The sequence below is a fragment of the Maritalea mobilis genome (assembly GCF_004363175.1).
GTDB lineage: Bacteria > Pseudomonadota > Alphaproteobacteria > Rhizobiales > Devosiaceae > Maritalea > Maritalea mobilis.
Map to the genome: position 1 here is coordinate 768,366 of NZ_SNYR01000001.1, position 13,649 is coordinate 782,014.

The 13,649-nt window shown below is 50.7% G+C and carries 14 protein-coding genes; 5 read left to right on the top strand and 9 right to left on the bottom strand.

Annotation, left to right across the window (positions count from 1 at the left end):
- The first annotated feature begins 99 nt into the window (after positions 1 to 99).
- Positions 100 to 1,551 carry a cardiolipin synthase gene (gene cls / locus ATL17_RS03615; protein ID WP_133571401.1) on the top strand — a complete coding sequence of 484 codons (1,452 nt, stop codon included), beginning with the start codon at positions 100 to 102 and terminating at the stop codon, positions 1,549 to 1,551.
- Between the two features lies 1 nt (position 1,552).
- Here the strand turns inward: cls and ATL17_RS03620 are convergent, their stop codons facing one another.
- The 4 genes from ATL17_RS03620 to ATL17_RS03635 all read right to left on the bottom strand — a co-directional run bounded on the left by ATL17_RS03620 (position 1,553) and on the right by ATL17_RS03635 (position 5,255).
- Positions 1,553 to 2,671, bottom strand: coding sequence for a lipid II:glycine glycyltransferase FemX (locus tag ATL17_RS03620; RefSeq protein ID WP_133571402.1), 1,119 nt, complete (start codon positions 2,669 to 2,671; stop codon positions 1,553 to 1,555).
- Positions 2,672 to 2,799: 128 nt separating this feature from the next.
- Positions 2,800 to 3,582: a glucosamine-6-phosphate deaminase gene (nagB, locus tag ATL17_RS03625; RefSeq protein WP_133571403.1), complete on the bottom strand. Its 783-nt coding sequence runs from the start codon at positions 3,580 to 3,582 to the stop codon at positions 2,800 to 2,802.
- A gap of 33 nt (positions 3,583 to 3,615) precedes the next feature.
- Positions 3,616 to 4,398: a GntR family transcriptional regulator gene (locus ATL17_RS03630; RefSeq protein WP_133571404.1), complete on the bottom strand. Its 783-nt coding sequence runs from the start codon at positions 4,396 to 4,398 to the stop codon at positions 3,616 to 3,618.
- 251 nt (positions 4,399 to 4,649) lie between these two features.
- On the bottom strand, positions 4,650 to 5,255 hold the full coding sequence (locus ATL17_RS03635; protein ID WP_133571405.1) for a helix-turn-helix domain-containing protein: 606 nt from the start codon (positions 5,253 to 5,255) through the stop codon (positions 4,650 to 4,652).
- A 197-nt stretch (positions 5,256 to 5,452) separates the two neighbouring features.
- On the opposite strand from ATL17_RS03635, the gene ATL17_RS03640 reads away from it, so the two are divergent.
- From ATL17_RS03640 to ATL17_RS03650, 3 genes are read left to right on the top strand one after another with little or no spacing between them, the layout of a single operon-like run.
- Entirely contained in the window at positions 5,453 to 5,932 is a 480-nt protein-coding gene (locus ATL17_RS03640; protein WP_133571406.1) for a GAF domain-containing protein, read from the top strand.
- Positions 5,933 to 5,949: 17 nt separating this feature from the next.
- Entirely contained in the window at positions 5,950 to 6,804 is an 855-nt protein-coding gene (locus tag ATL17_RS03645; protein WP_133571407.1) for a mechanosensitive ion channel family protein, read from the top strand.
- A gap of 9 nt (positions 6,805 to 6,813) precedes the next feature.
- The gene (locus ATL17_RS03650; protein WP_133571408.1) at positions 6,814 to 7,764 is read left to right on the top strand and encodes an aldo/keto reductase; all 951 of its coding nucleotides are present in this window, start codon (positions 6,814 to 6,816) and stop codon (positions 7,762 to 7,764) included.
- On the opposite strand, the gene msrA is transcribed toward ATL17_RS03650, so the two are convergent.
- From msrA to ATL17_RS03675, 5 genes are all read right to left on the bottom strand, one after another.
- Positions 7,765 to 8,364 (bottom strand): peptide-methionine (S)-S-oxide reductase MsrA, encoded by a 600-nt coding sequence (gene msrA, locus ATL17_RS03655; RefSeq protein WP_208111106.1) that lies wholly within the window; start codon positions 8,362 to 8,364, stop codon positions 7,765 to 7,767.
- 158 nt (positions 8,365 to 8,522) lie between these two features.
- The gene (locus ATL17_RS03660) at positions 8,523 to 10,085 is read right to left on the bottom strand and encodes a 2-isopropylmalate synthase (RefSeq protein ID WP_133571410.1); all 1,563 of its coding nucleotides are present in this window, start codon (positions 10,083 to 10,085) and stop codon (positions 8,523 to 8,525) included.
- 324 nt (positions 10,086 to 10,409) lie between these two features.
- Complete coding sequence (locus ATL17_RS03665) at positions 10,410 to 11,303, bottom strand: PhzF family phenazine biosynthesis protein (protein WP_133571411.1); 894 nt, start codon at positions 11,301 to 11,303, stop codon at positions 10,410 to 10,412.
- A 151-nt stretch (positions 11,304 to 11,454) separates the two neighbouring features.
- Positions 11,455 to 12,474, bottom strand: coding sequence for a ketol-acid reductoisomerase (gene ilvC, locus ATL17_RS03670; protein ID WP_133571412.1), 1,020 nt, complete (start codon positions 12,472 to 12,474; stop codon positions 11,455 to 11,457).
- A gap of 61 nt (positions 12,475 to 12,535) precedes the next feature.
- Complete coding sequence (locus ATL17_RS03675) at positions 12,536 to 13,171, bottom strand: TetR/AcrR family transcriptional regulator C-terminal domain-containing protein (protein WP_133571413.1); 636 nt, start codon at positions 13,169 to 13,171, stop codon at positions 12,536 to 12,538.
- A 266-nt stretch (positions 13,172 to 13,437) separates the two neighbouring features.
- On the opposite strand from ATL17_RS03675, the gene ATL17_RS03680 reads away from it, so the two are divergent.
- Positions 13,438 to 13,644 carry a DUF4287 domain-containing protein gene (locus ATL17_RS03680; protein WP_133571414.1) on the top strand — a complete coding sequence of 69 codons (207 nt, stop codon included), beginning with the start codon at positions 13,438 to 13,440 and terminating at the stop codon, positions 13,642 to 13,644.
- Positions 13,645 to 13,649 lie beyond the last annotated feature (5 nt).

Below are 13,649 nucleotides of genomic sequence, written 5' to 3' on the forward strand. Positions count from 1 at the left end.
ATCACAAAACCCCATTGTGTTAAGCGCCTAATCGTCCCATCTTATCCCAAAATATGCACGCGATTGGAACAATAAGCCGCGCTGCCAATTGGGAATAATATGGACATTATCAGCAGCTTATCCCTGGCCACAGCCATCTATCTGAGCATCGTTTTCGGTGTGACCTTGCGGATTCTCGCGCGCAAACATATTTCCAGCTCTGCCCGCTTGGCGTGGTTCATCGTGGTGGTCACCCTGCCCCTTGCTGGCATCGTGCTCTATACGCTGTTGGGCGAAGTGCATATCTCCCAACGGCTGCGCGAGAAAAAGGCACGCATGCTGAAGCAGCTTAAGCAGATTGATCAATCCAAACTGCAAGGGAATCCAGAACCCTATAAAAATGTACCGCAGCGCTATCACGCTATTTTTGAATATGCCCAGACCATCAATAATTTCCCACTTTCTGGCGGCAACAAGGCCGAGTTACTGAAAGATGCGGAAGAGACGCGGGCACGCATCATCGAAGATATCGATAATGCCAAACATCATGTGCACCTGCTTTATTATATCTGGCTGACAGACTATACGGGCACCGCAATTGCCGAGGCGGTGATCCGCGCAGCCCAACGCGGCGTGACCTGCCGGGTGATGGCAGATGCTATTGGCTCACGGGTATTGCTCAATTCACCCCTGTGGGTAGAGATGCAACGCGCCGGCGTACAAACCGAAACGGCGATGCCATTTGAAAGCATGATCGCGACCCACTTGCTGAACCGGTTCGACCTGCGCAACCACCGGAAGATCACCATCATCGATGGCAAAATTGCCTATTGCGGCAGCCAAAACTGTGCAGACCCTGAGTTCCGCCCCAAAGCCAAATACGCCCCGTGGATCGACATTATGGCGCGGCTGGAAGGGCCAGTGGTCAATCAAACCCAATTGCTGTTCGCCAGTGACTGGATGAGCCGCCGATCTGAAGCCAACTTAAACGAGTTCGAACTGAATGCAGACCCGGTGCCCGATGGCTTTGTGGCGCAGGTGAACGGCAATGGCCCAACAGAACGCCGTGGCGCAGCGGCCCATTTGTTCGCCACGCTGATTGCCTCTGCCGATGAAGAAATCAACATCACCACCCCCTATTTTGTGCCGGACATAATTGTGCTGAACGCCCTGTGCGCCGCCGCAATACGTGGCGTGAAGATCACTATGATCGTACCCAGAAAAAACGATAGCTGGATCGTGGCCGCCGCCGCCAAATCCTTTTATCCAGAAGTGTTGGCGGCTGGCGTGCGGGTGCATGAGTATGTAGGCGGGTTGTTGCACGCAAAGTGCCTGACAATTGACGGACGGATCACCATGATCGGCTCGTCGAACCTGGATTTGCGCAGCTTTGACTTAAATTACGAAAACAACACCATCATCTATGATGAAACCTTCACCGAAGCGGTGAATGAGCGCCAACAACAATATCTGAAAAGCGCGATTGAGGTGCAATTGGAAGAAGTGCGCGAGTGGCGGTTGCCCGTGCGCATTTGGCACAATGTGATCGGCACCTTAGGGCCAGTGCTCTAGCTTAGTCGCTTGGCCCCTTCTTGCGCAGATTATTGATCATGCGCCCCACATTCGCTTTCACATCGCGGGCCAAGAACAATGTTTCGCCCACCAGGCGCGGGATAAACCAATGGGCATAGTTCATCACTGGCGGCACAGTGGTCACTGCCCCTGCCTTGCCAACCATGCCATTTTTAAACTGGTGCAGCCCCAAAAAGCCGTCCGTACCGCCCAGATCGTACCACTTAATGCGCGGCTGTTTGCTCAACCAACACATAATGTGCCAGTGCATAAAATAGCCTGCCTGCATAGGCAGAGCTTTGTCGTTGGTGGCACCGTAAAGATAAACCGCGGTATCGCCGCCCACAAAAATAATGCCGCCCGCAACAGCCTCTTCCTCATGATAAACCATGAAGATTTCTGGCCGAATTGATGGATCAATATTGTCCATCAAATGATTGAGTGAATCATAGGCCGAATAGTCTGGAAACTGCTTACGCGCTGTCATGGCCTCATAAAGCGCATTGAACTCTGACATGCGATCAGGCCCAACATGCTCAAAGCGCAGCTCATTCTTCTCAGAATTGCGCAAATGCTTACGCCATTTCTGATTAAAGCTCGCGCGCATCTCGTCTTCAGAAATGCCCACATTGACAAAATAGCGATTTGGAAAAGGCAGCCCTGCCCCTTTTTTGAATCCAATCTGCTTCAAATAATCAAAGGCACGATTTTCTTCAAATGGCACTGCGCGCGGCAAAATGGAAAGCATCAAACGCCGCTTTACCGCATATTCCTCAACAAGATAATCAACAATGGCTTGATAGTCGCTCGCAGCACTCGGCAACCCATTGTCGACAAGAATGGGGCCCCATTTGCACACGGCGAGACCACCAAGTCCCATCGGGGCCGTTTTGTGCATGACCAAGCAGCCACCAACTAGGCGATCGCCAGCGAAAAACTGCAACCGGTCCAACGCCATGGCAGGCCACCGCTCAGCGGCAAACACGTCAAGTTGCTCTTGGCAAACATCGTCATATTGGTGCGCCTGCGCATCCCAATCTTTGGCGCTGAGCGCTTCAACGCGCAACGCCTGTCCGTTTGCCTGCTGCATAGCGTCTAAAGTCAATGCAATGTCACCCATCAATCGATCTCACCAAGTCGAAACGTCGCTTTTATATGGATGAAACCAAACAAACGCGACGTTTTTGCTTCAACTTAGTTAAAACACGACAAGTGATAACAATTCGTAAGGCGAGGAAGGGTTTGGCCTTAAGCCCCTTCAAGCTCAATATGGCGTTGCTCTGCCCATTGCGCATATTCTTTCATGCTCAATAGCGAAGCAGCATCCTCATCAACCACCACAACCGCATGCTGATGCAACTGCAGCGCAGAAGCCGGACAAGCCGCAGAAACCGGGCCTTCCACGCATCCACGCACGGCTTCAGCCTTATTGGGGCCAGTGGCCAACAGCATCACTTCTTTTGCATCAAGAATGGTCCCAATACCTGTGGTGATGGCGTCAGTTGGCTGAAACTCATCTGCATCAAAATAACGTGAGTTGGCCTCAATCGTTGATTTGGTGAGCGTTTTCACCCGGGTGCGCGACGCCAAGCTCGACAAAGGTTCATTGAATCCAATATGGCCGTTTACCCCAATGCCCAGCAATTGGAGGTCAATGCCCCCCGCTTCAGCAATAGCCGCCTCATAGCGAGCACATTCGGCATTTGGATCTTCCGCTGCGCCGTTAGGCACATGAGTTTTGGCTTGATCAATGTTGACATGATCAAACAGCTTATCATTCATAAAATAGCGATAGCTTTGCGGGTGATCCCCGGCCAAACCGATATATTCATCCAAGTTAAAGCTGGTGACCTGATCAAAGCTCACTTCGCCCTTTTGATTGGCTTGGATCAAGCGCTGATAAAGCGCCACAGGTGACGAGCCGGTGGCCAAGCCCAAAACAGATTTAGGCTGACGCTTAAGCTGACCTACAAAATATTCACACGCAAAATCAGCAACGGCCTCGGCATTTTCAAGAATGACCAAACGCACCTTATTCTCCACTCATTTGATTTTAATGCGGCGCTACTCCGCCCGCATTTCGGTTGCAAACACATAACGGTCTCCACGATAGTAAGACCGTGTAAATTCCATTGCAGCACCCGCTTGATCAAATGAGCGACGTTCAATATCGAGAACGGCGTCGCCTTCTTTCACACCCAAATATCCAGCCAATTCAGCCGTACAGTTCACCGCCCGCAAGCTTTGTTGCGCTTTAACAGGTCGGTAGCCCCCGGCCTGAAGCAACTCATAAAGTGAGTCCCCTTCAGACACATGGTCTGCATTGATGATGGATGTTGGAAAATAGGCCAACTCATAGGCCATAATCGCACTATCCGCATATCGAATACGCCGGAAGCACGACACCAAAGTATCAAAGGAAACGCCAAGCGCCATCGCCACATCTGGCTGCGGCAACACAACGCCTTTAAAGACCAGCTTTGAACTCGGCTCCATACCGCGATTGCGAATATCTTCAGAAAAGCCGTTCAAAAACGCCAAGGATTTTTCAATTGAACGCGGACGGTTGCGCGGCACATAAGTGCCCAAGCCCCGCTTTTGCACCAATTGGCCATCAGACAATAAAGGCTTAAACGCGCTCCGAATGGTCACGCGGGACAAACCCAATTTGTCAGATAATTCGCGTTCTGCCGGCAAAAAATCACCCGGCCCTAAAACGCCACGCTCAATCGCATCACGCAAACCTTCAGTGAGCACACCATAACGGGCGCCCGGACGCGTTAATGCCGATTTCAGATGATCTATAAGCTGAGTTGGATCATGCTCTTGCGTTGCCACTTCGTCCACTCTATCCCCCCACAATGCACCAGTTGCATCTTGTTCGATTATTTATAATCTGGCGCATGTTCAATTTGTCCATAAACAAAGAAGACTCGGCAACACAGGATGCTGCCCAACAAAGATACCAATAAAATACCTATGCCGTCAATTTGAAACTGCGCCTCAATTGACGAAAGCCAACAAGCGCAAGTTTAGCCATAAATTTGCACATTGAAAGCTGATATTGAAGGGCTTCGCTCAATAAGCTGATGCTTATCCTAAGATTTTGCCGAGCCGCCTGACCAAAAGATTGGTACGGTACCTGTCCACAAAATACGCGCAGCCTTATCCGTCACATTGCGCCAGCTATGTTGGCGTGTGGAGCGGAAATGCAGGCTATCGCCCACCCCAAGCACAACAGATTCCCCCTCAACATCTGTCGTCACTTCGCCTTCTAGAATGTAAATAATCTCTTCGCCCTCATGGCTCACAGTCTCAGACTGATAGCCAGCTGGCACAGTGATAATAAAGGAAGAAAGTGTGTTGCCCGCAAAGTCCGCGCCCAAACGTTCATATTTCAGCGACGAATCATCAACCGAAAAACTCTCGCGCTCACCTGCTTTGGTGGTGCCGCGAATAACGGCGGGTGAGGAAATGAAATATTCCATCTCCACATCAAGGCTGCGCGAAATCAGAGACAAGGCCCCCAAGGATGGTGTTGCCTGATCGCGCTCCACTTGGCTCAAAAAGCCCACCGACAGGTTTGCCGCTTCACCCAAAGCCTTCAATGTCATGTTCAATTTGCGCCGCCGTTCCCGGATAAGCGCGCCAATCAAAGGCTGAGCATTTTGCGACTCTAAAGATTTGGATGAGGCTTTCGTCATATTTTCGGTTACCTATCGAAAAATTTTTGATATAACAAAACTTGTTTTACCAACGTTTGAGACCCGTCTTATTAAAGGCGATTCTCAGTTCTCAAAGGCTTTACATAAAGCCTCGCTTAAAAATCACATTGTGCCACTGAATACTAGGAAAAAATCCGAATATTCAGACGGCAATATCTATAGAGTACCATTTAATCATGCAAGAATTGGCAAGAATCATCTCAGAACCCGCCGCTGAAGACAAATTGTTCGAGCTGCTCGAACAAGAAGTACAAGACAAGGTCGGCGCTAAACTTGTCACCTTGATGTGGCTTGATTTTGAAGCAGGTCGCGCGCGTCGAATCTATACCAATCGTCCAGATCTATACCCAACTGACGACAGTAAACCGATCACCATCAACCCTTGGCATGAACATGTGATCATCAACAAAAATACTTTTGTTGCCAATAGTTTGGATGAAATGGATGAACAGTTTGCAGATAAAGATTTCTTTTCTGCCCATGGCTGCTCTTCTGTTTTGAACATGCCCGTTGTCATCAATGGCAAAACTGTTGGCTCGCTCAACTTGTTGCATGAAGACAATCACTTCACCGAAGAGCGGATCAAGCGCACACAAGAGCTTGTTCTCACCTCAATGCTTTGTATTATGCTTCAACAGTCTAAACTCAACTCATAACGGACCTTTGGCGCAATATGCAGCTGGAAAACATTGTTGAAGCAACCGTAATTTGGGGCACCAATTACGGTTCGGCGTTTATCATCTCCCTGATTGTTGTCATCGCTGGCTGGATTTTATCCGGCTGGCTCTCACGCATGATCGTGACCATGTTGCCCCGCAACAGGGCCTTTGACGACACAATCGCCCCCATGGTCGGTCAGATCGTGCGCTATCTGGTGATTGTGATCGCCATCGTGATTGCGCTCAGCGGGTTAGGCGTGCAAACCGCTTCAATTCTAGCTGTGCTCGGTGCGGCCGGCTTGGCCATCGCCCTCGCCTTGCAAGGCACCCTATCTAACATCGCGGCGGGCGTGATGCTGTTGTGGCTCCGCCCGTTTAGCGTCAATGACTATATTGAAGCTGACGGCATCAATGGCGTTGTGCGCGAAGTGGGCCTGTTCGCGACGCGGTTGCGCACATTGGATGGCAAGTTTCTCTTTGCACCAAACTCGAAAATCTGGGACGCAACCATCGTCAATTACAATCGCGAGCTGACGCGGCGTGTGGAATTCAATGTGGGCATTGCTTACAATGCTGATATTGCAAAAGCCCGCGCGGCCTTGTTGGAAATTGCCAAAGATGATGAGCGCGTGCTGAAAACGCCGGAACCTGTGGTCTATGTGATGAGCCTTGGCGCAAGTTCAGTGGATTTGCAATTGCGCTGCTGGACCAAAACTGAGGACTATTGGGAAACCGCAACATCATTCAATGAGAAGGGCAAAATGGCCCTTGATAAAGTTGGTGTTGAAATTCCATTCCCGCACGTGCAACTTGTGGCAGCAGAGGGCGTCAATGTTGCGGCGCTGGAAGTGCAAAACTCACAAAAATAGGATCGGCTCATGTCCCCCACCATCACCTGGCGCCAAACCCAAACCATTCCGGCACTCGGGTTAGGCTGTTGGGCCATTGGTGGCCCCTATTGGGCAGACGCTATTCCGCTGGGCCTTGGCAAAACGGATGAGGCCACAGCGCTCGACGCGCTCAAAACTGCACTAGACTGCGGCATCGCCTATTTCGATGTGGCTGACGTTTATGGCGCGGGCCATGCGGAAGTGCTGTTGGGCAAAGCCTTGGCCGGGCGCGACGATGTGATCATCGCCACCAAATTTGGCCATAAATTTGATGAGACCAGCAAACAGGTCCAAGGCCGCGCGACGAGCGCCGACGATATTCGCGAAGCCGTGCACAATTCTCTGCACCGCTTAAACCGCGATAAGATCGACCTTTATGAACTGCATTTGGAAGGCCTAAAGGCCGAAGAAGCAGATCAAATCGCTGACACGCTGGATGCACTGGTGGCGGAAGGCACCATCGGCCAATATGGCTGGGTGACGGACCATGTTAGCGATGTGCAAAACTGGTCCGGGCGCGATCATTTCGGGGCAGTGCAGCACGAATTTAACCTGCTGCACCCAGCAAATGGGTTACGCGCAGCCTGCGCCGAACAAAAGCTGCTGTCCGTTTGCCGCGCGCCATTTGCGATGGGCCTGCTGAGCCACCAAATCAACCACGCCAACAGCTTTGGCGATGCGGATGGCCTGCCGGAACATCTGGCCCACTATCTTCAAAGCGAAGACCCGCAGCATAAGCTGGCACAAATTCATGATTTGCTGCGCACAGATGGACGCACAATCGCGCAGGGCGCGCTCGGCTGGATTTGGGCGACAGATAGCAACGCGCTGCCCATTCCCGGGTTCCACACCGCAGATCATGTGAAAGAAAATGCAAAGGCCCTAGAGCTTGGACCTTTGCCCACAGATGTGGTGGACGCGCTGAACGCCCTCACCTAGTTATTTCTCAATGCCCATATAGGCTTGATCGCCCCAAAGGGCTTCCACCCGCTGGTTGCGTCCACAAGTGAAGCGATAGAAATTATAGCGCACCGGATTCTTCTTGTAATAATCCTGATGATAATCCTCCGCCTCATAAAACCGATCATCTGAGAAAATCTGCGTCATAATCGATTGATCCAACGCGCTTTCTGCAGCAGTTCTTGAGGCTAAGGCTGCGGCTTCCTGATCAGCGGTGCGGGTAAAAATCGCGGTGCGGTAGCTGTCGCCACGGTCGCAGAATTGGCCGTCCTCATCCACCGGATCAATGGTGCGCCACAAAATATCGACCAACTCGCGATAGCTCACTTTCTCATTGTCAAAGGTAATTTCCACTGCTTCATAATGGCCCGTGCCGCCTGCGGTCACTTGCTTGTAGGTCGGATTTTCCACTGTGCCGCCAATATAGCCAGACACCGCCTCAATCACGCCATCCACTTTTTCAAAGTCAGCTTCAACGCACCAAAAGCACCCGCCAGCAAACACCGCTTTTTCTTCAGCGGCCTGGGCAGCGCCAACGCTCAACAGGCTGGCCAATGCAATATAAGTCAATGCACGCATCTTCATCTCCTTTAATCTGACAACGAAAATGGTGCAGCTAAAGTTCACTTACAAATCAATTAGGATTGATCAAAATGTCAAAAAGGCGCTGAAACATGTTCAGCGCCTTTACGTATGAGTCAAACAGGCGGTCCCCCCGCACCTTCCCTATGAGTCAATTAGCCAGCCATGGCACCTTGTGCAGATGCGCCCCGCTCAACCAACAAACGGTTATAGGCGTTCAAATATGCACGAGCTGAGGCCACCAATGTGTCCGGCTCAGCGGTACGGCCAGAGGCAATTTTGCCATCCATTTCCAAACGCACATGGGCGTTCGCCTGCGCGTCGGTCCCGCCGGTTACCGCGTCCACGCCGTAAAGCACCAAATGCGGATCTGCGCCAACAGCTTCTTTAATCGCATTGAAAATCGCGTCTACAGAACCGGTGCCTGTTACGCTGACAGACTTTTGATCCCCCTCAATCGACAAGACCAAATCACACTGGTGCGCACCGCCAGTGGAGGTGCTGACACTCATGGAAACAAGCTTGATCTTATCTTCAACTGAGCCCATCTCATCGTCGACCAAGGCAACCAAATCCTCGTCATAGACGTGCTTTTTACGGTCAGCCAATTCTTTGAACCGTTGGAACGCTTCTTGGAACGCGTTGTCGCCCAACTCATAACCCAACTCTTTCAGCTTTTCCTTGAACGCGTGGCGGCCAGAGTGCTTGCCCATCACCAATGACGTGGCTTTGATGCCGACGCTTTCCGGCGTCATGATCTCGTAAGTCTCTGCGTTCTTCAACATGCCATCTTGGTGGATGCCACTTTCGTGCGCAAACGCGTTTTTGCCCACAATTGCCTTATTGAATTGCACATTGAAGTTAGACGCCGCAGCCACAATTTTCGATGCGCGGGCCAAATGAGTCGAGTCGATCTCTGTGTGATAAGGCAATGTATCGCCGCGGGTTTTTATCGCCATCACAATTTCTTCAAGCGCTGCGTTGCCTGCCCGTTCGCCCAAACCATTGATGGTACACTCAACCTGCCGCGCACCCGCTTGCACGCCAGCCAAAGAGTTGGCCACAGCCAAACCCAAATCATTGTGACAATGGGTGGAGAAAATCGCCTTATCCGAATTCGGCACGGTCTCGATCAAGGTTTTGATCATGTTGTAATATTCGTCCGGCACCGCATAGCCCACAGTGTCCGGAATATTGATGGTGGTGGCACCAGCATTGATGGCAGCTTCCACACATTTCGCCAAAAAGTCGATCGGCGTACGGGTCGCGTCCATGCCCGACCATTCCACATCGTCAATCAAATTGCGGGCTTGGGTCACCGTTTTGGTGACAATTTCCAAAACCTCATCTTGCGTCTTGCGCATTTGGTGCGCCAAGTGAATTGGAGAGGTGGAAACAAAGGTGTGAATGCGCCCACGATTGGCAAAGCGAACCGCCTCTGCAGCGCGATCAATATCTGCTGGAATGGCACGCGCCAAACCTGCAATAACTGAGTTCTTCGACCGGCGAGAAATCTCAGCCACTGCTTCAAAGTCGCCATTTGAGGCAATCGGGAAACCAGCCTCAATGATGTCGACGCCCATATCATCCAACAATTCGGCCACCTGAAGTTTTTCCTCAAACGTCATGGTGGCGCCGGGCGACTGCTCACCGTCGCGCAATGTGGTGTCGAAAATAAAGACTTGGTCGGTGTTCGTATTTTGGTTCTGTTCGCTCATTTTTCAAAAACTTCTCTATAGACAGGGCGCATCGCCCAAATTGACCTTTGGTGTGCAAAATTCCCCTAAATACCCGTTCTCCCTGATGAGAACCGTCGGTACTCAGGGGCTAATAAGGAGTAGGTCTAGAGATAGTTTTTGCGCGCGCAGCAAAAGGCCGTCTGCCAAGAGGCGACGGTCAGAATATTCAGTGCTGTGCAACATACGGGTCATAGCCTACCCAAAACTGTCTAACGCAAACAAATTCAAATCAGGTGGAAACCTTAACCAAGCTTGCCAGCGATTTCTAGACATTTTTGCCCAAAATCGACCAGCTGCTTGAAATTAACTCAATAAATCAAGCTCGCCTTGCGCATTGATCACCACATGCCCACCCAATCCAGCATGAACCATTTGACCATTCTCAAACTTCACTTGCGCTTCAATAAAGCTTGGACGCCCCATTTCCTTGCCTTGGCGCACAATAAAATCCGTCTGCCCTTCGCCAAACTTTCCATGATCAGCCAAATGGCCAATCATGCAAGACACGGCTGAACCGGTTGCCGGATCTTCCCCCAGACCGTTCAGATCAACAAAGCAGCGCGCTGCATAATCGTTGCCGTCTTCAGCTGGAGTTGGGCAATACAAAAACACGCCATTTACACCCAGATTGAACATTTCTGCCCAACCCCGCCTTTGAATGCGCACTTCCTTGAGCACAGAAGCATCTTGCACTGGCACAATCAAAAACGGCACACTGACGGAGTAAACGCCCGGCTGCATGCCATCAAAGCCAATATGATGCGGTAGCAATCCCAGATGTGATGCGATTAGATCCGAGCTTGGCGCTTCGGCGACTTTCTCAGGCAAGCGCGGCAGGCCAAATCGGGCATGACCAGATTTTTTGCCTGTAGGCGTCATCACAGATACAACGGTCCCCACCTTTTCGGCCAACCGCACAGCACTTGTATTGTGGCGCAAGCCAAGCGCCACAGAAGCACCGATTGTGGGGTGGCCCGCAAATGGCAACTCGCCGCGCGGCGTGAAAATCCGCACAGCCGCCAAATGGCGCACCGATTGCGGCTTATGGACAAAAATGGTCTCTGACAGATTAAATTCGCGCGTGATTTTCAGCATGGTTTCATCCGGCATGCCATCAGCCTCGAACACGATGGCCAACGGATTGCCCGCAAATCGCTCCTTGGTGAACACATCTGCGATCATAAATGGATATTTCATGCTAACCCCAAAATTGCATAAACAAATCAATCAAATTAGTTGCAGTTTACACCTTCACACCTAATGAAGTTTGAACTTTTGGACAAAAAAAGGGGCGCCGAGGCGCCCCTAAGTTAGCTCTGGGAGAGCTAGGGTTTAACTATTTAAAAGCTTAGTTTTTCGCTTTGTCTACCAAAGCGCCAGCTTTAATCCATGGCATCATATCGCGAAGTTTCTCACCAACTTCTTCGATCTGGTGCGCGTCATTGTTGCGACGTGTTGCTTTAAAGCTAGGCTGACCAGCTTTACATTCCAACATCCAATCGCGCGTAAAGCGGCCAGATTGAATATCTTCAAGCACACGCTTCATCTCGGCTTTTGTTTCAGAAGTCACAATGCGTGGCCCTGTTACATATTCGCCGTACTCAGCTGTATTAGAGATTGAATAGTTCATGTTGGCAATGCCGCCCTGATAAATCAGGTCTACAATCAACTTCACTTCGTGCAAGCACTCGAAATAAGCCATTTCTGGCGCATAACCAGCTTCCACCAATGTTTCAAAGCCCGCGCGGATCAATTCAACCAAACCGCCGCACAAAACAGCCTGCTCACCGAACAAATCGGTTTCACATTCTTCTTTAAAGGTGGTCTCAATGATACCAGAGCGACCGCCGCCAACGCCAGAAGCGTAAGCCAAAGCAACATCTTGCGCATTGCCTGTCGCATCATGGTGGATCGCCACAAGACATGGCACACCGCCACCTTTTTCAAATTCGCCACGCACAGTGTGACCTGGGCCCTTTGGCGCAACCATGATCACATCAACAGTGTCTTTCGGCTCAATCAAACCATAATGCACGTTCAAGCCGTGTGCAAAGGCAATCGCAGCGCCATCACGGATATTTGGTGCAATTTCGTTGTTGTAGATGTCTGCTTGCAACTCATCAGGGGTTGCCATCATCATCACATCGGCCCAAGCGGCGATTTCCGCTACGCTCATGACCTTAAGCCCGTCAGCTTCAACTTTTTTTGCAGTTGAAGAGCCCTCACGCAGGCCAATAGCAATGTCAGTGACGCCAGAATCTTTCAGGTTCAGTGCATGCGCACGGCCCTGGCTACCATAACCAATAATGGCAACTTTTTTGTTCTTGATCAGATTAAGATCAGCGTCTTGATCGTAATAAACACGCATAATTGCGTTTCCCCTTAATTTATCTTTGGTTCTTTACCTGCGTGGGGCAGATTGATTGTCATTAAGCGCCGTACAATTTCAAAAACTGTTCGGTCGCCCGTTTTGCGTCCCGGATAACGTCTTGATCTGAAAGCTCAAACTCGTCACCCAAAAGAAGCCGAATTTGAACATCCCTCAGCACAAGGCCGAAAAATGTACGAAACGCCTCCTCCTCATCGTCAAAGCGAAGCAAGCCTGCGCCCCGCCCTGCCTTTAACAAAGGCTTCAACCGTTTGCCCACCGCAAAGCGGCCATTGGTCAAAACCGTATGTCCCAAGTTGCTTAGCGGCCCAGCATGGGTAATCGCCAAACGGTTCAGCGCCACCGAAATGTCGCCGGAAATAACTTTGAGCCAGTCATAAGCAAACCGTTCCAAATTGGCTTGCAATGCCTCAATGCTCATGCGCTGTGGCCCCAACGGCACCGGACGAACTTTAGCTGCTTGCCATTGCACAATGGCCGTCAACAATCCATCACGGTCGCCAAACCACTTATAAAGCGACTCTTTTGAACAGCGTGCGCGCCGCGCAACACCTGTCATGGTCAATTTGTCACCAACTTCAACCAACAAAGACAGCGCAATATCCAGCACATCCTGCTGGCGTTGCGTCAGTTCTTCATCACCCAATTTAATGGCAGCAGACAATTTCACCTCCATCAATCGGTCGCGAACCACCGCGCCCGAATGCGCTCAAACCTGAAGGCCCAACCTGCCTTTTCTCGCTCGAGTCGCTCAATTTGATAAGGAACCGTACCGTACGGTTCGGTAAATGTCAATAAAAAGTTACACTGCAATTTCAGCACAAAAGACTCTAATGAGCCAATAAACGCTAAGTTGTTTGATAAATTGAATTTTCCTGCTTAACTGCATGCAGAAAATATCGGCCGATACGCCATCACATCAACCCCTTTGCGAGGAAAAACATGGCAACCGACGACAAAGTTAAAGGCCCCGCCTCCTACTTCCCTTCCATCGAAAAGAAGTATGGTCAGCCAATTGACCATTGGTTGGACTTGATTGCTAATCGACCAGACGAAAAACATATGGAAACGGTGAACTGGCTTAAGCAAGAACATGGGTTGGGCCACGGCCATGCCAACGCCTTAGTCGCCTATCACCGAAAAAATTAGGGGCG

Coding starts and splice junctions, on each gene's coding strand:
- cls (WP_133571401.1), top strand. CDS start 100: ATGGACATTATCAGCAGCTTATCCCTGGCCACAGCCATCTATCTGAGC.
- ATL17_RS03620 (WP_133571402.1), bottom strand. CDS start 2,671: ATGGGTGACATTGCATTGACTTTAGACGCTATGCAGCAGGCAAACGGA.
- ATL17_RS03635 (WP_133571405.1), bottom strand. CDS start 5,255: ATGACGAAAGCCTCATCCAAATCTTTAGAGTCGCAAAATGCTCAGCCT.
- ATL17_RS03640 (WP_133571406.1), top strand. CDS start 5,453: ATGCAAGAATTGGCAAGAATCATCTCAGAACCCGCCGCTGAAGACAAA.
- ATL17_RS03645 (WP_133571407.1), top strand. CDS start 5,950: ATGCAGCTGGAAAACATTGTTGAAGCAACCGTAATTTGGGGCACCAAT.
- ATL17_RS03650 (WP_133571408.1), top strand. CDS start 6,814: ATGTCCCCCACCATCACCTGGCGCCAAACCCAAACCATTCCGGCACTC.
- msrA (WP_208111106.1), bottom strand. CDS start 8,364: ATGCGTGCATTGACTTATATTGCATTGGCCAGCCTGTTGAGCGTTGGC.
- ATL17_RS03660 (WP_133571410.1), bottom strand. CDS start 10,085: ATGAGCGAACAGAACCAAAATACGAACACCGACCAAGTCTTTATTTTC.
- ATL17_RS03665 (WP_133571411.1), bottom strand. CDS start 11,303: ATGAAATATCCATTTATGATCGCAGATGTGTTCACCAAGGAGCGATTT.
- ilvC (WP_133571412.1), bottom strand. CDS start 12,474: ATGCGTGTTTATTACGATCAAGACGCTGATCTTAATCTGATCAAGAAC.
- ATL17_RS03675 (WP_133571413.1), bottom strand. CDS start 13,171: ATGGAGGTGAAATTGTCTGCTGCCATTAAATTGGGTGATGAAGAACTG.
- ATL17_RS03680 (WP_133571414.1), top strand. CDS start 13,438: ATGGCAACCGACGACAAAGTTAAAGGCCCCGCCTCCTACTTCCCTTCC.